This is a genomic window from Pseudalkalibacillus sp. A8, from assembly GCF_045920555.1.
Taxonomy (GTDB): Bacteria; Bacillota; Bacilli; order Bacillales; family Fictibacillaceae; genus Pseudalkalibacillus.
Genome location: NZ_CP174509.1, coordinates 896,518 through 917,845 on the forward strand (window position 1 = coordinate 896,518; position 21,328 = coordinate 917,845).

Genomic DNA, 21,328 nt, shown 5'->3' on the forward strand with positions numbered 1-21,328 from the left:
AAATTCATTGACAAAGGTTCTCATTTAAAATAGAATTAACATTAGTTAAATGTACGGACTGATTATTTATGAGAAGGGGAGAAGCATATGTACTCTCTTGAAACCAAAAAGGTTACATTGTCCTATCAAGATACTCCAATCATTGAAAACCTTGACTTTAAAGTGCCCAAAGGAAAAATCACAGTTTTGATCGGCAGTAACGGATCTGGGAAATCCACTTTACTTAAAGCGCTAGCAAGATTATTGAAACCGAAGTCAGGAAACATCATCATTAATGGGAGAGACATACATCGTTCCTCTACTAAAAAAGTCGCAAGACAGCTTGCGATTCTTCCTCAGTCCCCGGTGACGCCTGAAGGACTGACGGTCATCCAGCTTGTCAAACAGGGAAGATATCCTTATCAAAACTGGCTTCAACAATGGACGAAAAAGGATGAAGAGGCTGTGAATACTGCCCTTGAGGCAACACATCTGTTGGAACTACAAGACCGCCCAGTCGACTCATTATCCGGCGGCCAGCGCCAGCGCGCATGGATTGCGATGTCACTGGCGCAAAACACGGAGACGATTTTACTCGATGAACCAACGACATATCTAGACCTTGCACATCAAATCGAGGTTCTGGACTTGTTATATGATTTGAACCAGACGGAGAAACGTACGATTGTGATGGTCCTTCATGACTTGAACCTTGCCTGTCGTTATGCGGACCACATCGTAGCAGTCCATAACAAAGGAATTTATGATGAAGGAGCACCGGAACAGATTGTAACGACCAAGATGGTGCACGATGTGTTTGGCTTACAAGCCCAAATATCATGCGATCCGATGTTCGGATCACCTTTATGCATTCCTTGCGGGAAGGGTAGGAAGGTAGTTAATGATCTCCGATACGCTAACGCATGACCAACTGCTTTTCCTTGAAGAGAATTACCGACTGGCAACTGAATTTTCCTCTGATGATTTATCGATTTCATCAGGGGATTTATTAAAACAAGCAAAAATGGAACGGTACATAGATCGCCTTACGTCGATGCTGAATTCACCGAACAGCCTGGTGACTGCTTCACAATTTTCCAAAAGGTATGCATTCCTGTTGACGGCTCCCTTTTTTTCAAGTGTGACGCTGTTCAGCCGAATTCTTGATGCAAGCCCTGGGAACTGCCGGGTCCAGCCAGATTCCCAGTATGGTTTGATGCGTCCGTCACTTTATCTTCACAACACAAATACGAGAGAAACAAGCATAAATTGGAAGCAGGAGCTGTACATCGGACTTGAAATAATCTTCCGAGACCACATTACTCCTGTTTGGGATCGAATATCGACGCTGACTTCTGTACCGTCCCCGATTTTATGGGAAAATACTGCAGTTTATTTCTTTTGGCTGTATGAGACTAATTTTCATGACCATACTGAACTAGCTTCATCGGAACGGATTAAAGAAGATTTTCAAATGATTTTAGAGGCGCCTGCCGAGTGCTTCGGCTTAAATGAAAACCCTTTGAAAAAATATAAACACCCAAGGCAGACGTTGCTGAAGAGTGAACCACCTGTACGTGTCCGCAAAACCTGCTGCCTGTATTATGAGGTCAACCCAGAACGGGTTTTCTGCAAAAACTGCCCAAGGTGTTTGTCCGGGTATACAAAAGACTCGAAACCAACTGATTGAAAATGAAGAAGGTCCAGTCCTGGATGCAGGACTGGTTTTGTTGTATTTAGGAAGTCTTTTATAGGTAAGGATGGGTTTATTTTACTGTTTGGCATGATCATAGTGGAATCCGTCATGATTAATGGTGAAATCAGTGTGGTTATCTGATAAACGGGTTTATTTTTACATTAATTACCAGTCACGCTCGCTCTTCAAGAGTTCTAAACAGGGACAACATCTATTACACTAATAGTGGACAGACTTAGGGAGAGGGTGGAGGAATGAAAAAGACAATCTGGATTGCAGCAGGCTTCATAGTGTATGCCACATTCATATCGTGGTATCTATTCATAGGGGCAGATACATCCATTCCAGTTCAATATCAGGGGACGGAAGCAGATCCATCTGTGTTCATGAGTGAGCGGCAATTGGAATTAAGCCATGATTTTTCACGGATCAAACAATGGTTGTATTTCCTATCTGTGCCGTTTGAGTGGATGATCTATCTTGCCGTTTTGGGTATCGGATTATCCAAGTGGTTCCGCAATCGGGCGATAGAAATAACAAGATTCTCAATCATCCATAATGCGGTTTATGTTGTGCTCTTATCTTTGATTGCTTTTATCTTAAGCTTTCCAATCGATTATTACAGTTACACAGTATCACTGGATTATGAGATTTCGGTACAGCCATTTTCCGGCTGGATGAAGGATAACATCATTTCTTTTTGGATCAATGCACTTTTCTTGTTCGTGATCGTGCAGGCACTTTATTGGCTTATGAAAAAGTCTGAAAAACGTTGGTGGTTTTATGGTTGGCTGCTGTCGATCCCGTTCACATTATTCATCTACTTCATTCAACCGATTTGGATCGATCCATTATATAACGATTTCTACCGCCTGGAAGACAAGGCGCTTGAAGAGAAGATCCTTGCGCTGGCTGATCGGGCAGACATTTCAGCAGACCGTGTCTATGAGGTGAACATGTCTGAAAAAACGAATGCCCTGAATGCTTATGTTAACGGCATCGGTTCCAATCTCAGGATCGTCCTTTGGGATACAACTCTTAAAAATTTGAGCGATAAAGAAGTACTTTTCGTCATGGCTCATGAGATGGGGCATTTCGTAAAAAATCATCTCTTTTGGAATCTGATCGGATCGATTGCTGCCACCTTCTTCGGATTATGGATCGGGTCGAAGTTGTACGCAGCTATGATCAAACGATGGGGAGAGCGTTGGGGGGTCAAAAAGCAGACAGATATTGCAGCGCTGCCAGCGTTATTGCTTATCTTTTCGTTGTTATCATTTGCAGCGAGCCCGGTGGAAAATGCAATATCAAGGCAAGCGGAGCGCTCAGCCGATCAATATGCGATCGAGATGACTCAAGATCCTGAAGCGGCAGTAGGCTCATTCCAGCAGTTAGCTGTTTCCGGTCTAAGTGAAGTCCACCCGCCATTACTCGTGAAGCTTTTCTTATATGGACATCCGACAATGCTTGAGCGGATATCCTTCCTTGATAAATGGGAGCGGACGGATCCGATCAATAGTGAAACTGAAAAAGAAAAAGAGTAAAGACGTCCATAACTTGCCATGTTTTCAATGAAAAGAAGAAGGGAATACACTCCATAACAACTTGAATAAATTTTTAAATGTGAGTCAAAATGTTGAGAGGAGTGATCCTATGGACCGTCATGATGATCTGGATGTACGTGAGCGAAAAGTGGAAAAGAGAAAGGATTCCAGCTTGGTAGCGTCAACCTTCATCAAATACGCAGCATACCTCATCATCTTCTTCGGAATCTTATACTTTCTCATTAATTATATTTTACCGATGTTTTAAAGAAAACAGAGGTAAAGGCACTCCTGAATGGGTGCCTTTTTTGTCTTTTAACATATTTGGTGCAATTTTAGAATACTTCGGTACAAACTTAAATTAATTCGATGATTTTAGCTTTTTCGGTAAAATCAATAGGCTTTCGCCCAGTACACCATGTGCTTTGCGTCTTTCCCACAGCAGAAGCAGTTCTCCGACAATTTTTCCTGTTCGAAAGGGATACAGCGTGAGGTTGCACCTGTTTTTTCCTTGATCTTTTCTTCACAGGATGTATCGCCACACCACATCGCTTTGATGAATCCAGGCTTCTCCGTCAGTCCGGTTTGGAACTCATCGAATGTCACGGCAATCGACGTTTTTTCGGCTTGTAGTTCCTTCGCTTTTTTAAACAGGTTCCTCTGGATATCTGCAAGCAGGTTTTCAATCCTCACATCCAGGTCCTTCAGAGGAACGAACTGCTTTTCCCCAGTATCCCGTCTCACTAATACGACCTGTTCTTTTTCAATATCTTTAGGTCCGACTTCCAAGCGGACTGGTATGCCTTTCATCTCATATTCATTGAATTTCCAGCCAGGTTTTTTATCACTAGCATCGATATCCACACGGGCAGTCCTGGAAAGGTGCTTTTTCAGCTCATAAGCAAAATCAAGCACACCTTCTTTATGCTGAGCGATCGGCACGACTATCACTTGGGTAGGTGCCACTTTTGGCGGAACCACAAGTCCGCGGTCGTCACCATGGACCATGATCATTGCCCCGATCACACGCGTTGTAAGTCCCCAGGATGTTTGATGGACATGCTGAAGTTCACCGTTCTGATCGGAGTATTGGATTCCGAATGCCTTCGCAAATCCATCTCCGAGGTAATGGGATGTGCCTGATTGGAGTGCCTTCCCATCATGCATGAGGCTTTCAATCGTGTAAGTGAAATCAGCACCAGTGAACTTTTCTTTCTCTGTCTTTTTCCCTTTTAAAACAGGGATGGCCAGGATGTCTTCACAAAGCTCTGCGTACACATCCAGCATTTTTGTCGTTTCCTCTTGCGCATCCTCAGCAGTTGCGTGACACGTATGACCTTCCTGCCATAAAAACTCCAAAGTACGCAGGAATGGCCTTGTCGTTTTCTCCCAGCGGACGACATTCGCCCATTGGTTATAAAGCTTCGGCAGGTCACGATAGGAATGGATGATGTTTTTATAATGCTCGCAAAAGAGAATCTCAGAGGTCGGTCTGACACAAAGGCGTTCCGTCAATTCCTCTTCACCCCCATGGGTGACCCATGCCACTTCAGGTGCAAATCCCTCGATATGGTCCTTTTCCTTATTAAGAAGACTTTCAGGGATGAACAATGGCATATAAACGTTTTCATGTCCTGTTTCTTTGATCATACGGTCAAGCTCGTTCTTGATATTTTCCCACAACGCATACCCATATGGACGAATGATCATGGATCCCCGTACACTCGAATAGTCGATCAGGTCAGCTTTCTTGACAACATCGGTATACCACTGTGCAAAATCCTCTTCCATTGCAGTAACATCTTGGACAAATCCTTTTCCCATCTTGATCACCTCTTGATTTTTCTGAATTCTTAAATGTTGATTGCGCGAAATTCACTCCCTTTCCGCGGGATAAAGAAAAGCGGAAGCGACCTGCTTAGTCACGTAGGTCACTGGAAGACTGACGAGGAGGCTCGAACCAAACAAAGTTCGGTTCTGCGTGGGCTCACCCATAAGATGTAAATCAATGTGTCGGCCGCCGCAGGAAGTTTGAAGTGATCCAAGTGACTGGTCGCTGAGCTAGACATTACATCTCATAGCCTAATTACGGAAGCCTCCTCGTTCGTTCCTAGCTGCGGGGTCTCGCTTTTCCCGCCGGAGTGTCGTGCATTTCGCTTAAATCAACGATTAAGTTAAAAAAGACTACATAATAAAAAGCCTTGACCCCAGAAGGGACCAAGACTTGGCGGTACCACCCTATTTTCATACAGCATTCTTTCGTGCCATATACACTCGAAGTTGATAACGGATAACGATCCGCTGTATCTTAGTCGATTTCGATACAGAACTCGGAGGTAGGTTCAAATACCGGTCTATGGAAACCTTTCAGCAGATAGTTTCCTCTCTAGGAAAGACACGATTCATTTTACTGATCCTCGTCATTGTTTCAGGTTGTTTGAAAGTAATATAATCCGACTGACTTTAATTGTCAAGAATTAATATACAGGATTGCCACAATTTCAAAAAAATATAAGAATATCAAATGCTTGTTCATTTTTTTGCTTATTCCTACTTATATTATAGTAAGGTCATTTGTCGAGGTGAGAAAATGCAACGTCGAATACAATTTACCATTTTAGTAAGCTTGTTCATATGTCTTGGCTTCCTTTCTTGGAGAATTCCAAGTACAACCGAGCAATCGAAACTAACCATCGATAACATGAAAGCTACCCCATCGATATATAGCTCGGGTAAAGCAGTAGAAGCTGCAAATGTGCGGACAGCAATTGCAGAAATCGGAAAAGAAGCCCCTGATTTCACGTTACAAAACCTTGGAGGGGAAAAAATCTCTTTATCAGACTATCGTGGAAAGACAGTCATCCTCAATTTCTGGACGACCTGGTGTACGTACTGTAAAAAGGAAATTCCTGAATTGATCAACTTCCATCATCTGCACCAGAAGGAGGATGTCGCCATCCTTGCTGTAAATCTCAGTTCGGAGGAAGAAAACATTGAGCAAGTATCAATGTTTTCAAAGGAGTTTGAAATTCCTTTTGAGGTTCCGCTCGATAAAGAAGGGACAGTTGGCCAGGACTACCAGATCATCGTGATTCCGACCACCTACATCATCGACCCGGATGGTATCGTTAAAAACAAAATCATGGGTCCTGTAAAATTGGATCAGTTGGAGCAGCAGTTAGCAAAATAAACAAACTTGGCTGTTCAGATCTTTCTCTTTACAGTGCATAAGAAAAGGCTGCCTCCAATGTTTCAGGGCAGCCAATTTTACATTTAAAGAAAGTATAAAATACTTTCTTCAATATAAGCACAACTAAGGCTGAGCCTGCGCTAAAGGCTTGTCAAAGCCCGAGTTTTCTTTATTTGATAGCATCACTTTTCCACAATGAATATTCCATCGGCAATAGGACGTTCGTTCGTTTTGTCAGAGGGTACATTAACGATCCGATCATTTGCAAACATGGTTGTAGAACCGCCACCGTCAAGGTTCATACCGTCGACAGCTCCAAGAGACTTGAGTAATTCTGCGCTTTCATGGAAATTGATGCCGATGCTTCTATCGGGATTACGACCGTCAACTGTGACGAGCAAAATGTTTCCATTTTCTTTGACGCCGACAAGAGTTCTCGGATGCCGATACAGTCCAAAATGATAAAAGAAGTCAGCACTCCAATGGAAGCCTTCCTTATCTGAAGGGATGGTTTTCATCCCATTTTTCAAAAGTCTAGGGGCACCGTTAATCATAGATACATCAGGAGTCAAATCTATTTCTTCTCCATCGACAGAAACATTATTGTTTAAAGAAAGCTTCTCTCCAATAACAGCATTTTTCTTCAACCATTCTGCTTTCTCGCCTGTTGCTGATAGTACGGTTCCCTGTCCCGGTATCTCGCTTCCTCTGTTGTTTTTTGTGGCGATGACAATGTCAGATTCATTCAATATAACTTCGAATCCTTTTCCGGCAGGGGTAATGTTACTGAAAGAACGATTAAATTGAATTAATTCATTATCGTCAAAACATGTTACATCATGCATAGGGTTTATTGTAGGCTCATCACCGATTCCGCCGCAACTGCGGATCAAACCAGGTTTTCTGTTGATGCCATCAACGGAAATGTTTTCGCCTTTACCAGACATTATTGTCGCATTGGTTTTTACATTTCCAATTTGAATATCCTTTCCAGAAAGAATCAAACTTGTACGCTCGCCTACTGATTCACTGATCAACTGACCATTCATGACTGAAATACCTGCTGGGTCTCCCGGAACACCATCCTGTTGACCTACCACAAAATAACCCCCATTTATGGCAGCTAAAGCGTTTTTTCGTTTAGACATAGAGGACAATGTTTCTCGGCCAGCGATTTGATCATTTGCCAATCCGTTTGTAAGTCTGCCTTCAAATTTTTGAGGATTTATCTCAATTACATCGATTTCCCAAGGCCCTGTTGTTTTTATCGTTCCATCATACTCGGAATAGGTGACTCGTGCTTTTTCATAACCGTCATTTTTCACTTTTTCCAATAGTTTTACAGCTTCATCTTCGCCATCACTTTTCCCGGTACGAACAACATGACCCGTTACCTTGTCAGGAACATCCGTCGCTTTATAATGTTGGCCTTTAATAGAGTGGATCCAAGCTTTATAACCATCTTCTCGCAGCTTTTTGACTGTCGATCTTGTCTCATCTTTCGTTTCATAGAAACCAACATCAATCGTAAAGTAGGATGAAGGAGAACGCTCTCCTCTTTTTATTTCTGTATGGGTTACGCCATTTGCCAGTCGGTTCGTTTCACGTTTTTCAGATAAATCACCCTGGCCGAGGGAAACCTTTTCTGTTGTTACTCCTGAAGATGTCTCTCTAGCTTTTGCAATATCGATCCTCTCCAATGGCATACAAGCTATCATCACTGCTGCCATTAAAGTAAGCAATCCAGTTTTTACTACTGAATTATACATAAAACATACCCTCCTTACGTTTTGGACAATACCATCTTATAAGGAGAATAATAATGCCGGATTAAATAATTGTGTACGTTTGATTAAGAATGACTGTAGTATAGACCAGGCTAAAGCAGATGCTTTTCCTTCTGGTGTCCGGTGAAGCGTGCCAATTCATCCAGTTTATAGTTCAAGTACTGGAAGTCAAGATGGATGAGTGCAGTACGATCGATCCCTTCAACGATCGCTTTTGCAAACTTCCAAATCGAATCCTTGATAGGATGAGCGCTTTTTTCTGCGATCAACGTCAACGCTTCAAAGATTGCTCCAATGACGGAAACATCCTGTTTTCCATAATGGCGTATCTGATAAAAGCTTTTGTACAACACCTGTGAAAATTCACCTGTGTTGAGGATGATCCTCAGGTTTTTTTCATTGTCATAAATATAAGGTTCCTCCAACGATGTTTGTGCTAATCGTGACAAAATTTTACCAAGCCTCTGAATACAGGTTATTGCTGTATAAGGGTCATTTACGGCTGGTGAAATGGCCCGTAGCGCGATCTCTGTCAGTTTCTGAATCCCATATTCGATATCCTGCTCTGTGGTCCTGTGAGCTCCGACACGGATATTTTGCAAATAATCTTCTATTTCAAAAGTATGGTCATCTAAAGACCAATAAGAAAAGAGGGCCGTGCCTTCATCAACATAATCGCCAATGTTCTTTTCAAAACGTATGATCAAATCATCCCGTGTTGCAAGCTGGACGATCCTGTCTAAATCAATGAATTGAAGATAGCCTGAGAACTTAGATGTGGCTTTACGGCATTCTTTCAGCTGATATTCTTCATTTTCCCAACTAGACCATGGAGAAGTAGCAGAAGTATCCAAATTTGAGCGATCCACTTTATGGGAGGACAGGATGGAAAGGCAATTATCCGTGATATCCTGGATGAGGTTGTTGACTTGGATCCATGTTCCGACATGGTGGATGAAATAGACAAAAAATCCGATGCATATTGCAGAAAACAATACAGTTAAACTGGGAATCACTAAAAAGCTATGTTGATCGGAAATGTTCATCCATACTAGGACAAGGACAAAATATAGGAATGAACCGATAAAAATACCTAAAACCCTTCTAGTCACCATATCACTCAAAAAATTATCGAGCGTACGAGGCGAGTATTGAGATAAATAGGTTGATAAAAGCACCATGATAGATGAAAAAGTGATTGCTGTCATGGTCAGGATTGATGTTGCTAATGCACCTAAAACTAACTGTATCGTATTGCGATCGGTCATCAGGAAACTTGGGAAGCGCATGTGCAACTGGTGAAAATCCATCCAAAAGTCTACTTCTACTGAAACATAAGCAAGGATTGTTGCAATTAAACTATAGAAAGCAGGAAGATACCAGAAACTTTGATGGATCTTATGGAAGGAATTCTTCAAAAACATAAAATAAACACCTCGCAGTTCATCTGTCCTATTTTCCCTCCTTTACGGTATTTTATGAAAAAAGGAACTTAGCCATCGGCTCAGTTCCCTTACAATTTCACTTGCTTGTATTCTTTTTCACGTCCTATTGTCTTGGCAAGACGTATGATTTTTTCATTTATGAATTGTTTATCCCATTCCAACAATACATCGGTTTCGATTCCCTCGATAAAATAGATGGCAAAATCCCATACAATTTTATGGATGGAGCGATCAAGATTGTTCCGTTCAACGATTCCATGCAAAACGGAAATCGTGGAAGCGCATACCGAGACATCTTCTTTTGCATAGTGACGGAGCTGATAGAAAGCTTTATAAAGCAATTCTCGATATGATTGGATATCGAGAATCACCCTTAGATTATTATCCTCATCGTAATAGTAAGGCTGAGGAAACATGATTTCGCCTAACTCAGCTAAAATCGTTCCAATCCGATTGATGCAATTGATCGCCGTATGCGGATCATTGATACCAGGGGAAATGGCACGCAAAGCAATTTCCACGAGTTTTTGGATGCCGAATTCGACATCCTGGACCGTATTTCTTTCTGGACCGATCGCAAAGCATTCCTCGTACATATTTTTATCTTCTTTCGATAAAGAAGTAGTATCGAGATAGGAATATAATGGTGTTTCTTTCAGGACATAATCACCAATTCTTCGTTCTACTTTGATGACATGATCGTTGTCCGTAGCTTTTTTCAGAATTGGTCCTAATTTGATCATTTGTAAATAGCCGGAGGTCGGTGCATTGATCGTAATTTGTTCCTTTTTCTCGAGCTCATTGATATTTTCTTTTACAGAAAGCTGCTTTGATTTCGTCTGGTCGATCCCCAAGTGGAAGCTGTTCTGGATCGTCTCTTGTGTCCTAGTGGTGATTTTATCAATCAAACTATTTACCTGTGTCCATGTTGCTACATGATGGATGAAGAAGACGAAGAATCCAAGACAGACTATCGCCCAGATGACAGCAATGCCAGGCCCGAGAAATAATTTCTTATCACTCAGATCCTTTAAAAAAAGCAATAAGAGTAATGAGTAGACGAATCCACCAGTAAATACACCTAAAACGCGCTGGGTGACGACATCACTGATGAAGTCCTGTAAAGTCCGCGGCGAAAACTGGGACGAGTATGTAGTCAGAACCACCATGATGGATGAAAACGTGATGGTGGTCATCGTCAAGACAGAAACCGCAATCGCATTTAAAATGGTTTGGCCGATTTTCACGTCAGTCATCAGTGCGTTTGGCACATAATCTGCGATTTTCTTAGTAGGGATGGCTTCTTCCAGATACATGCTCAAAATAGCCATGATGAGGGCCAGGGCTCCATAAAAAATGGGTAAAAACCAAAAGCTATGCCTGAATTTAAGCCAAAAATCATTCAATTTCATCTGCTTCATCCCTCTTTCCCTATTCCTATTTATACCCAAAAAGAAGAAGCACCAACCGATTGGGTTGATGCTTCCTTAAAATCTTTATTAACCAGTGAATTCTTGAGAGAACATTTTACCATATGGTCCACCGTCAACGATTCCGATACCAATCTTAGTATATTGGCTGCCAAGAATGTTTTTGCGGTGGCCGTCAGAGTTCATTAGAGAAGTATGTGCACCTTCTACTGAACTGTTTCCAGCAATGTTTTCACCAGCTGTGTTGTATTCGATACCGAATTGTTTCATCATATCGAATGGAGATCCGTATGTTGGTGAATTATGGCTGAAATAGTTGTTGTCGATCATATCTTTTGATTTTGCACGCGCCATCTTCGTCAATGCAGGATCAACTTCCAATGGAGCTAGTCCAGCTTTTTGACGTTCTTGGTTCACAAGGTCAACCATCTGCTGCTCATCAGCAGTTAGTTGGAATTCACCTTCTGAAGCTGGTTGTTCTGATTTTTGTTGTTCTGTATTAGGCTGCTCTTGTGGAGTTGCCTTTTGTTCAGGTGCTGGAGCTGGAGCTGCTTCCTTTTCTGGAGCAGGCTGTTCAGCTTTTGGTTGCTCAGCTTTTGGCTGCTCAGCTTTTGGCTGCTCAGCTTTTGGCTGCTCAGCTGGAGCTGGAGCTTCTTCTTTTTTCTCACCTTGCTGGTTTTGAGCCTCTTTTAAAGCTTCCAAGATTTTTTCTTTAATTGCAGGGTCAAGTTCATTACCCTTCAAGCAATTTTGGACATAATCTTGAACCTTGTTTTGGTCGATTTGGACCTGAGCGACTTGCTTATATACATGTACTTGAGGCTGCTCTTGGCCAGTAGAAGCTTGACCGATACCAGCGTTAACCCCAAAAATGGATGCGGATAGTAAAGAAGTAATAAGAATTTTCTTGAACAATTTTTCCTACCTCCTAAGTTTTTATAGTTACATAGACACATTTCGGCTATGAAACTATTTGCTGGGGGTTAGGAATTAATTGGAAACGATAATAAGCTTTAGGGTGTTTGAACGCTATCTATAGTACTTATTTATATTAAACTTTTAATATGCGAAAATTTCGATTTGTTTTCGAATACTATAAGGGATGAGCGGAATTTAAGGAGGAATCTGTTTTGTATCCAGAATTGGAGAAATATAAACAAATAAAGAAGCAGTATGAAGAACAATTACAACGCTTAAAAATAGAACAAGAAGATTTAGATGAAGAAAAAGAAAAGCTCCTGAGGCGATATGAAGATTTGTTTGAAAAGAAGCATACAGCCGAACGATCCAATCAGGAAAACCTTTCATCGGTGCGATCAGAACTGAACGGATTGACAGAAGAGCTAGGAAAGGTGTTAGAGGAAAGTTCACACCTTACAAGAGAACAAAAGGATCGATTGAACGAGTGGGTGCAGCCCTTGAAGAAAGGATTGGATCGTGAAGTGATGGCAGCAAAGCGGCATCTGAAAATCAAAAAGAATGAATTCCGCCGTTATCGTATCGAAATGTTGTTACTACTTCAACAGGTTTATGAAATTGAAGAGTATATCCACGAGGTTCACCTTTCTTATACAGAAGCTTGCAGGGATTATTTGACTAAACAAGATCGCCAAACCCTGCAGCTGCAAGCGATCGATGTACGCCAAGATGTGAAATTCATGCTGGAGGAGCTACAGGAAGACCTTGAGTATGTAAATAAGTATGGAAAAATGCCTAAGTGGTTCCAGGATGAAGTAAAAGCTAAGGTTTAATGGCCGCTTATTGTTCAAGATGAAAGGGATGGAGTTCATAAAAAAATAAGCCACAACAGGGGGGATGTTGTGACTTTCACTCCGTACAAGATTGGAAGGGTAATAGTAATTACAGTGAAGCGTTTATAATTAACTATTTAGGATTAGGGGAAGTACAAAAAGGTTTAATATACAAACGCTGTACCTACAATTATTAGCAAGATAAACAATACTACGATCAAGGAAAACCCAGCACCGTAAGAGTAACTCATGCTAACACCCCCTTTGAACACTGCCTCCAGTGAGAGATTCCTCACACTAATACAATATGCTCTTTGATTCACTTTGTATGGACAAGTGAATTAGGACAAATATGGAATTTTATGATTTATAAAGATTTTTTTGAAATAAAAAAGCTTTTTTTAGTAGGCGTTTGATTATGGTTATAAATTTTTCACTGTAAAATGATTTAATACTTTCTTCAGTATAAGCATACAACACAAGCTGGTCACTTCGGTAGCAAACATTCCGCACGAAGTAAATAGTATTTACTTTTTGGAGGGACTAGGGCTTAATCTATACTAGAGCTTGATTTCCCAAGTTTTCTTCATAGATAGTTGTTTTTTTAAAGCGAAATCCGCGACACTCCTCGGATAAGCGAGCCAGGCGAGAGCCCGCGCAGAATCGAACTTTGTTTGGTTCGAGCCTCCTCGTCAGTCTTCCAGTGACCAACGTGACTAAGCAGGTTGCTTCCGCTTTTCTTTATCCCGCTGAAAGGGAGTGGATTTCATAAATTGAGCAGAAAAAATTATACCTGGATAATAATTTCTAGGACTTTTACCCCCTTTCGACAAAAAAGGTTTCGTTGTGAATTAAAAAGGAAATAGTAGTTTACAACAACATATACTTCAAAGGGGAGCTCAACAAATTAAACAAATTGTAAGTGGTATCGTACTGATTTTAGTCAGCGTGGTCGGTTTCAACTGGTGGGATACGCTTCTAAGTTCAACGAAGATCCATGAAGCTCAATCCTCACTCTTTCTATACTCAATGCCATACATTCTTTCATTCATACTCGGTCTGATCGGTGTAAGTTCAATTACATTCGGAATGACTTCATATAAAAAAGATGAATCAGAATATGAAAAAACAGTCTAATCAGTGGCTGTTTTTATTTTTTACAAAAATAAGCAAGATATTCAAACGGATTGATATATATGTTGGTCGAATTACCAATAAGTCATATGTTTTTCGTTCCAATAAGCTGGTGAACCTAATCATACATCCCAAAAAAATGGGGTATGATAATGAGGAAAATTTCTACTGCTATCGTCTGTGCAATGCTCGTTGCAGGCTGCAGCAATTCCGTTACGATTTCCAAGCAACCGGAAAAGATATCTTCCTCATTCAAGGAAATTCAAACTGTTGAAACCATAGAAAAACAAAAGGTCCTGTTACAGGTTCCTTTAATCAAACAGTTACCTGAATTACCAAGAGGGTGTGAAGTCACCAGCCTTGCAATGTTGTTGCGGCATGCAGGATTGAATGTCGATAAAATGACTCTGGCTAAAGAGGTCAGAAAAGACACGACTCCTTACCAAAGAAAAAATGGCATTACCTATTTCGGAAATCCGAATCAGGGATTTGTCGGAAATATGTATGATATAAACAAGCCAGGCTTAGGAGTTTACTCGAATCCGATTGCTGATTTAGCTGAGCAGTACCTTCCAGGGCGAATTGTCAATCTTACCGGGGCAGATTTTGAAGACGTCATGCAGCATGTGGAAAATGAGAAGCCTGTGTGGGTCATCAATAATATTCTATTCTCCCATGTACCTGACAAGTACTGGGTTGAATGGCAGACACCGCAAGGGAAGATGATGATCACTTATAAGGAACATTCAGTTTTGATCACCGGGTACGATGAACAAAATATCTACTTCAATGATCCTCTAGCTGGCATGAAGAACCGCAAAATTCCTAAATCCCAATTTCAGAAAGGCTGGGAGCAGATGGGACGTCATGCCATTACGTATAAATAATAAAGAGTGACCGAAAAGGATATCTACCTTGAGGTCACTCTCTCCATAAAGAAAATCTCCTATTTGGGATAATTCTTGAGTTGTAAAGTTTGTACCTTGGTTTGGAAAGATAAGTCGATTGATTTAACTGTTCTGAGCTAATTTCATTCAATTGAACCATAACCAGCTACTTTCCATAAAAAAATGGCCACAAACGAAGGTGTAGGCCATTTTTTCATAGTTAATTTTTATTTACTGGTTTGTCCACTATAACGGCTTAATTTTTCCCTGATCGACTGTCTAAGTTCTTCCGAATCTGCGGCAGCATATGAATCAAGCAATTCGTTGATTTGATCCTGCCGCATACCGTTACTCCACATTACATAAGAACGGTATTCCGTACTTTTCAAATATTTCTTCAACATGTTATATTCAGGACCGAAGTAATAGGTGAGATCACAATGGAATTCAATCATGTCATCCAAATCGACTGCCAGGATCGTATCATCGAGCAAATACAAGGATGCTTCTTTCTTTCTCATTAAAACCGGAACAGCATAAAGTTCATGATCTTCAAGCACACCATGAGAAGTAGGTAAGAATAAGTACGGTGTATTTTCACTATCAAAGCCTACAAAAAAATCGGCTGCAGATTCATGTAAAGTCGGTTGACGTAACATCGAACATTGGACGATCAAGCGTTGAGTTTCGATCATTCCCATTTCCCCCTCGATTTTTTTCGATTAAGTACTAACAGAATGTCCACACTACAAGCTTTTTATACACACGATTGGAAGATTGATAGAATTGAAAAACAACTTGTCCAGTTTTGAGTTGTCATTGACAAATGAATGAAAAACCGTTTACACTAAAAATGTTATTATAGAATTAGGAAAATTATGAAAGAAGTTGACCAAAATGCGAGATTTATTTTTGCATAAGCTTCATACTCCAATAAACTCAATAGAAAGCCGACAGCCGTTGACCGATTGAAATATCGGGTCAGCGGCTTTTTTGATGGGATTTTATCTCGCTAAATTGGTAGTGCATTAGGAAGGGGGATTTAATGTGATCACGCTTACGGGGAACACATTGACGTTAAAAGAAATCTATCACGTTTTATTTGAAAGTGAACCTGTTCAAGCATCAGCCGAAAGCCTTGAAAATGTAAAAGTGAGCCGTAAATCCGTTGAAAAGATCGTTTCCAACCATGAAGTTGTCTACGGTATTACGACTGGATTTGGGAAAATGAGTGATGTATGGATCGAGCCATCACAAGTAGAAGAATTGCAGCTCAACCTGATTAGGAGCCATGCGTGCGGGGTGGGGAAACCCTTTCCAGAGGTTGTGAGCAGAGCGATGCTGTTATTAAGGACGAACGCTTTGTTGAAGGGATTTTCCGGGGTCCGGGAGGAAGTCATTGATTTATTGATCGAATGTATCAATAGAGGAATCCATCCCATCATCCCGCAGCAAGGTTCTTTAGGAGCAAGCGGAGATTTAGCCCCTCTATCACATCTAGCACTAGTACTCATCGGTGAAGGTGAAGCTTACTATAGAGGAAATCGGGTTACTGGGGAAGAAGCATTAAAAAGTGAAAATTTATCTCCGCTCGTATTAAGTGCCAAGGAAGGGCTCGCCTTGATCAACGGCACTCAAGCGATGACAGCGAGGGGTAGTAGCCTATCTCGAAGCCGAAAAGTTCGCCTATCAAAGTGAACTGATCGGTGCGATGACAATAGAGGGATTGAGAGGTATAACGGATGCGTTTGAAGAGGAAATCCACCAGGCGAGAGGATATCCCGAGCAGGTTGGTGTCGCTCAGCGAATCAGGATGTATTTAAAGCAAAGCAAGCTTTCGACCCGCCAAGGAGAAGTGAGAGTCCAGGATGCTTATTCTTTGAGATGTATTCCACAAGTTCATGGGGCGACCTGGCAGGCGTTGAATTACGTGAAAGAAAAGCTCGAGATTGAAATCAACGCTGCAACGGATAATCCACTCATTTTCGATTTTGGGAAAAAGGTGATTTCCGGTGGCAACTTCCATGGACAGCCGATTGCGTTCGCCATGGATTTCTTGAGCATTGCAATCGCTGAACTGGCGAACATTTCAGAACGCCGGATCGAAAGGATGGTCAATCCACAATTGAGTGACCTACCAGCGTTTTTATCTGCAAACCCTGGAGTGGAATCTGGTGCCATGATTCTGCAATATTCAGCCGCTTCCCTCGTTTCTGAAAATAAAACATTAGCTCATCCATCAAGTGTCGATTCAATCCCATCGTCAGCGAACCAGGAAGACCATGTGAGCATGGGTACGATCGGATCACGGCATGCGTATCAAGTGATTCAGAATACCCGGAATGTTCTTGCCATCGAATGGTTCTGTGCTATGCAGGCCGTCGAATACAGGGGAATTGATTTAATGGCACAGCGGACTCGGAAAGTACTGGACCGGAAGAGGGATTGCTTCAAGCATCACAGGCGACCGTGTCTTCGCCAAAGATATTGAAAGATTGTCACAGGATTTGAAAGAAACTAATTGGGTAGACATTTTGATCGAACAATAAATTCCAAAATGGAGGAATTATAATGAAAAAAATTCAAGCGCCTAGAGGAACAACGTTGAATACGAAGGGTTGGGTTCAGGAAGCAGCTTTACGGATGCTGATGAACAACTTGGATCCAGAAGTGGCAGAAAAACCTGAAGAGCTGGTTGTATACGGGGGAATCGGGAAAGCTGCACGGAATTGGGAAAGCTTTGATGCAATCGTAGAATCATTGAAAGACCTTGAGAACAATGAAACGTTGATGGTCCAATCCGGAAAGCCGGTCGCAATTTTTAAATCCCATGAGAACGCCCCGCGGGTATTGATCGCTAATTCGAATCTTGTTCCAGCCTGGTCCAATTGGGAGACCTTCAGAGACCTGGAGCAAAAAGGTTTGATGATGTATGGGCAAATGACAGCAGGAAGCTGGATCTATATCGGAACGCAGGGCATTTTACAAGGGACTTATGAAACTTTTGCAGAAGCGGCAAGAAAGCATTTCGAGGGTACGCTTGCCGGAACATTGACCGTAACTGCAGGTCTTGGTGGAATGGGTGGTGCTCAACCGCTTGCTGTCACGATGAATGATGGGGTCGTCATCGCGATAGAATGCGATCCTCATCGGATCCAGCGCCGGATTGAAACGAGGTATTGCGATACGAAAGCCGAGACGATCGACGAAGCATTGAAACTAGCAAAAGAAGCAATGTCGAAAAAAGAGCCGCTTTCAATCGCTCTACTAGGAAATGCAGCAGACATTTTACCTGAACTCGTTAAACGTGGTGAAATTCCGGATCTTGTAACAGACCAGACGTCTGCGCATGATGTATTGAACGGGTATCTGTCGGTCGGATTCACGCTCGAAGAGGGCGAAGAATTACGGAAGAGAGACCCGGAAACCTATATTCAAAAATCGAAAGAGAGCATCCGGAAGCATGTTGAATCGATGGTTGATTTACAAAAAGCTGGCGCGATCGTTTTTGATTATGGAAACAATATTCGTCAAGTTGCAAAAGATGAAGGTTTCCAGAGTGCCTTTGACTTTCCAGGATTTGTACCAGCCTTCATCCGGCCTATGTTCTGTGAAGGAAAAGGGCCATTCAGATGGGCAGCCCTTTCTGGGGACCCTGAAGATATTTATGCGATCGACGAAGTGATTTTGAAAGAATTCGCCGATGACGAGCATTTATGCAAATGGATCAGCATGGCACAGGAAAAAGTGGCATTCCAGGGGCTGCCGTCACGAATCTGCTGGTTAGGGTACGGAGATCGGGCAAAGCTTGGCAAAATCATCAACGACATGGTTGAAAGCGGTAAAGTGAGCGCACCGATCGTGATCGGACGTGACCACCTCGATTGTGGTTCTGTAGCTTCTCCAAACAGGGAAACAGAATCGATGAAAGATGGCAGTGATGCCATCAGTGACTGGCCGATCCTGAACGCGTTGATCAATGGAGTCAACGGGGCAAGCTGGGTTTCTGTCCATCATGGCGGTGGTGTGGGAATGGGATACTCACAGCATGCAGGCATGGTCATCGTTGCAGATGGCACGAAGGAAGCAGCAGAGAGACTTGAACGTGTGCTTGCCTCTGACCCTGGTATGGGCGTGGTAAGACATGCTGATGCAGGCTATGAGCTTGCCATCCAAACTGCCAGAGAGAAGGGTGTCCGAATCCCGATGTTGGATAAAAGCAACGTGAGCGGAAGGAGCGAAGTATAACATGACAGTTAAAGCAGATCTACTTTTGAAAAATATCGGTCAGTTACTGACGATGCAAGGATCAGAAGGAATCCGTAAAGGTGAAGCAATGAAAGAAGTCGGATTGGTAGAAAAAGCTGTGGTAGCCATCAAGGATGGGAAAGTCGCCTATGCAGGTCCTGCTGATCAGGCCCCAATCATTGAAACAGCAGATGAGATCGATTGCGAAGGGAAGCTGGTTACACCTGGTTTAGTGGACCCGCATACGCACCTCGTTTTCGGAGGATCACGCGAACACGAATTGGCCCTTAAACAACAAGGGGTCCCTTACCTGGAGATCCTGAAACAGGGAGGCGGAATTTTATCGACTGTTAAGGCGACCCGTGAAGCGGACGAAGACACTCTCTATGAAAGAGCAGTGTTTCATTTGGAACGGATGCAAAGCTATGGAATCACTACGTTGGAAGCGAAAAGCGGTTATGGGTTGGATGCAGATACAGAGCTCAAACAGCTTCGTGTCATCAAGCGGCTTCAAGAAAACCAAAAGAATGATATCGTTTCAACGTATTTAGGTGCTCATGCCATTCCTCACGAATACAAAGGAAAGTCTGAAGCCTTCCTTAAAGAAATGGTCAAAGTCATGGAGACTATCAAAGAACAAGAGCTCGCAAGCTTCATCGATATCTTTTGTGAAACAGGCGTTTTTACTGTGGAGGAATCACGCAAGTATTTGAGTAAAGCGAAGGAATTGGGCTTTGACGTTAAAATACATGCGGATGAAATCGATCCTCTAGGAGGAACTGAAATGGCATGTGAAGTCGGGGCGATTTCAGCCGATCACTTAGTCGGAGCCTCTGACGAAGGAATCAGGAAATTGGGGGAAACAAACACGATTGCGGTTCTTTTACCAGGAACGACCTTCTATCTGAATAAAAACGAGTTCGCGAAAGCTCGTGAGATGATTGAAGGGAATGCGGCAGTGGCGCTGGCTACGGACTTCAATCCAGGAAGCTCTCCTACTGAAAACCTCCAGTTCATCATGAATCTGGCGGCATTAAAATTGAGGATGACTCCTGAAGAGATTTGGAATGCGGTCACGGTAAATGCTGCATATTCGATCGGATGCGGGGAGCAAGCAGGGAAAATACAAGAAGGACGAAACGCTGACCTTGTCATCTGGGATGCACCGAACTATCTGTATATTCCATACCATTACGGCGTCAATCATGTGAAAACAGTACTGAAAAATGGTGAAACTCTCTTTGAAAGGGGAGAGCGTATTGGCAAAGTTTCCATATCTTAAAAAAGCAGGGGAAGCAGGTTTCAAAGATTCCCAAGTCATAAAAGCCCATGAAATCATTCATCCATGGGACGGGGAAAGCCAGGTAACCGGCATTGGTCTAATAGGGGCACCATTATCAAAGCCTTCGATCAGTCTCTCTGGAGCATCCCAAACACCGGGTGTCGTCCGGCAAATGTTTTCGACACTCTCGACCTATGCAATCGAACAAGAAAAAGATCTTGAGTCGGAGACGATCACTGATTTCGGTGATGTCGAAATGCACCTGACTGATATTCCGGCATCACATGATCGAATCTATCAAACTCTTACCAATGTATTGAAAGAGCAGCCAGATTTGGTTCCGATTATCCTGGGTGGAGATCATTCTATTAGTTATCCGAGCATCAGTGCTTTTTCGGAAAATAGAAAGAAAGTCGGAGTCATCCAATTTGATGCCCACCATGATCTCCGCAATCGGGAAGATGGAGGGACTGGAAACGGCACGCCATTCCGAGCGCTTATAGAAGAAGGGGTCATAAATGGCGCTCAATTGATACAAATCGGGATCCGTAACTTTTCAAACAGCCAGCCTTATCATCAGTATGGTAAGGAACATGGCGTGACGGTTTACACAATGAAAGATGTAAGAGAGCAGAGCCTGACCGATGTCCTGCACCATTCCATTCAGCAACTAAAGGCACATGTCGATGTCATCTATATTTCTTTAGATATGGATGTTCTGGATCAAGCTTTCGCCCCAGGATGTCCTGCTATCGGACCAGGCGGAATGACAAGTGATGATCTAATAGAGGGTATCGAAATGCTTGCAAAAGAGCCGATGGTCAAAGGTATGGACATTGTGGAAATCGACCCAGCTGTGGATTTCAGAAACATGACCAGTAAACTGGCAGCCTTCATCATCTTGACATTCATGCTACATCGAGGATAAAAAAACCTGTCGAAGGCTGGCTTATAC

Annotated in this window: 18 protein-coding genes, 1 pseudogene and 1 other annotated feature; of the genes and pseudogenes, 12 read left to right on the top strand and 7 right to left on the bottom strand. The window is 42.4% G+C overall.

All coding sequences use genetic code 11. From position 1 onward, the window contains the following. The first annotated feature begins 87 nt into the window (after nucleotides 1–87). The 4 genes from ACJROX_RS04710 to ACJROX_RS04725 all read left to right on the top strand — a co-directional run bounded on the left by ACJROX_RS04710 (nucleotide 88) and on the right by ACJROX_RS04725 (nucleotide 3,487). Nucleotides 88–906: an ABC transporter ATP-binding protein gene (locus ACJROX_RS04710; RefSeq protein WP_408009606.1), complete on the top strand. Its 819-nt coding sequence runs from the start codon at nucleotides 88–90 to the stop codon at nucleotides 904–906. Next, nucleotides 881–1,669, top strand: a complete 789-nt coding sequence (locus tag ACJROX_RS04715; RefSeq protein ID WP_408009607.1) for an IucA/IucC family C-terminal-domain containing protein — start codon at nucleotides 881–883, stop codon at nucleotides 1,667–1,669. The genes ACJROX_RS04710 and ACJROX_RS04715 overlap by 26 nt, the downstream gene beginning before the upstream one ends. A gap of 260 nt (nucleotides 1,670–1,929) precedes the next feature. Continuing rightward, nucleotides 1,930–3,219, top strand: coding sequence for a M48 family metallopeptidase (locus tag ACJROX_RS04720; RefSeq protein WP_408009608.1), 1,290 nt, complete (start codon nucleotides 1,930–1,932; stop codon nucleotides 3,217–3,219). 109 nt (nucleotides 3,220–3,328) lie between these two features. Beyond that, nucleotides 3,329–3,487, top strand: a complete 159-nt coding sequence (locus ACJROX_RS04725) for a hypothetical protein (protein WP_408009609.1) — start codon at nucleotides 3,329–3,331, stop codon at nucleotides 3,485–3,487. A 125-nt stretch (nucleotides 3,488–3,612) separates the two neighbouring features. Here ACJROX_RS04725 and proS read toward each other — a convergent pair whose 3' ends face one another. Next, nucleotides 3,613–5,043, bottom strand: a complete 1,431-nt coding sequence (proS, locus tag ACJROX_RS04730; protein WP_408009611.1) for a proline--tRNA ligase — start codon at nucleotides 5,041–5,043, stop codon at nucleotides 3,613–3,615. 385 nt (nucleotides 5,044–5,428) lie between these two features. After that, nucleotides 5,429–5,652 (bottom strand) — a binding site (T-box leader). A gap of 157 nt (nucleotides 5,653–5,809) precedes the next feature. Here proS and ACJROX_RS04735 point away from each other — a divergent pair. Then, nucleotides 5,810–6,409 carry a peroxiredoxin family protein gene (locus tag ACJROX_RS04735; protein ID WP_408009612.1) on the top strand — a complete coding sequence of 200 codons (600 nt, stop codon included), beginning with the start codon at nucleotides 5,810–5,812 and terminating at the stop codon, nucleotides 6,407–6,409. Between the two features lie 182 nt (nucleotides 6,410–6,591). Here ACJROX_RS04735 and ACJROX_RS04740 read toward each other — a convergent pair whose 3' ends face one another. The 4 genes from ACJROX_RS04740 to ACJROX_RS04755 form a co-directional block, all read right to left on the bottom strand. Then, nucleotides 6,592–8,178 (bottom strand): phosphodiester glycosidase family protein, encoded by a 1,587-nt coding sequence (locus tag ACJROX_RS04740; protein ID WP_408009613.1) that lies wholly within the window; start codon nucleotides 8,176–8,178, stop codon nucleotides 6,592–6,594. A 110-nt stretch (nucleotides 8,179–8,288) separates the two neighbouring features. Next, nucleotides 8,289–9,620 carry a DUF2254 domain-containing protein gene (locus ACJROX_RS04745; RefSeq protein ID WP_408009614.1) on the bottom strand — a complete coding sequence of 444 codons (1,332 nt, stop codon included), beginning with the start codon at nucleotides 9,618–9,620 and terminating at the stop codon, nucleotides 8,289–8,291. 89 nt (nucleotides 9,621–9,709) lie between these two features. After that, a complete protein-coding gene (locus ACJROX_RS04750) occupies nucleotides 9,710–11,062 on the bottom strand; it encodes a DUF2254 domain-containing protein (protein WP_408009615.1) in 1,353 nt (450 codons plus the stop codon). Nucleotides 11,063–11,140: 78 nt separating this feature from the next. Further along, the gene (locus tag ACJROX_RS04755) at nucleotides 11,141–11,986 is read right to left on the bottom strand and encodes a CAP domain-containing protein (RefSeq protein ID WP_408009616.1); all 846 of its coding nucleotides are present in this window, start codon (nucleotides 11,984–11,986) and stop codon (nucleotides 11,141–11,143) included. Nucleotides 11,987–12,201: 215 nt separating this feature from the next. Here ACJROX_RS04755 and ACJROX_RS04760 point away from each other — a divergent pair, with 215 nt between their 5' ends. Beyond that, on the top strand, nucleotides 12,202–12,822 hold the full coding sequence (locus ACJROX_RS04760; protein ID WP_408009617.1) for a hypothetical protein: 621 nt from the start codon (nucleotides 12,202–12,204) through the stop codon (nucleotides 12,820–12,822). 164 nt (nucleotides 12,823–12,986) lie between these two features. On the opposite strand, the gene ACJROX_RS04765 is transcribed toward ACJROX_RS04760, so the two are convergent. Continuing rightward, entirely contained in the window at nucleotides 12,987–13,073 is an 87-nt protein-coding gene (locus ACJROX_RS04765) for a YjcZ family sporulation protein (protein ID WP_236314729.1), read from the bottom strand. 697 nt (nucleotides 13,074–13,770) lie between these two features. Between ACJROX_RS04765 and ACJROX_RS04770 the strand changes: the two genes are divergently transcribed. Both ACJROX_RS04770 and ACJROX_RS04775 read left to right on the top strand, forming a co-directional pair. Further along, the gene (locus ACJROX_RS04770) at nucleotides 13,771–13,959 is read left to right on the top strand and encodes a hypothetical protein (RefSeq protein ID WP_408009618.1); all 189 of its coding nucleotides are present in this window, start codon (nucleotides 13,771–13,773) and stop codon (nucleotides 13,957–13,959) included. Between the two features lie 149 nt (nucleotides 13,960–14,108). Beyond that, the gene (locus ACJROX_RS04775; RefSeq protein WP_408009619.1) at nucleotides 14,109–14,843 is read left to right on the top strand and encodes a C39 family peptidase; all 735 of its coding nucleotides are present in this window, start codon (nucleotides 14,109–14,111) and stop codon (nucleotides 14,841–14,843) included. 227 nt (nucleotides 14,844–15,070) lie between these two features. On the opposite strand, the gene ACJROX_RS04780 is transcribed toward ACJROX_RS04775, so the two are convergent. After that, nucleotides 15,071–15,538, bottom strand: coding sequence for a hypothetical protein (locus ACJROX_RS04780; protein ID WP_408009620.1), 468 nt, complete (start codon nucleotides 15,536–15,538; stop codon nucleotides 15,071–15,073). Between the two features lie 352 nt (nucleotides 15,539–15,890). Between ACJROX_RS04780 and hutH the strand changes: the two are divergent. The 4 genes and pseudogenes from hutH to hutG all read left to right on the top strand — a co-directional run bounded on the left by hutH (nucleotide 15,891) and on the right by hutG (nucleotide 21,301). Then, nucleotides 15,891–17,392: pseudogene (gene hutH, locus ACJROX_RS04785) on the top strand (histidine ammonia-lyase). 22 nt (nucleotides 17,393–17,414) lie between these two features. Further along, a complete protein-coding gene (gene hutU, locus ACJROX_RS04790) occupies nucleotides 17,415–19,091 on the top strand; it encodes a urocanate hydratase (RefSeq protein ID WP_408009621.1) in 1,677 nt (558 codons plus the stop codon). Between the two features lies 1 nt (nucleotide 19,092). After that, nucleotides 19,093–20,373 (top strand): imidazolonepropionase, encoded by a 1,281-nt coding sequence (gene hutI / locus ACJROX_RS04795; RefSeq protein WP_408009622.1) that lies wholly within the window; start codon nucleotides 19,093–19,095, stop codon nucleotides 20,371–20,373. After that, entirely contained in the window at nucleotides 20,318–21,301 is a 984-nt protein-coding gene (hutG, locus tag ACJROX_RS04800) for a formimidoylglutamase (RefSeq protein WP_408009623.1), read from the top strand. Before hutI ends, hutG begins: the two co-directional genes overlap by 56 nt. The last annotated feature ends 27 nt before the right edge of the window (nucleotides 21,302–21,328 follow it).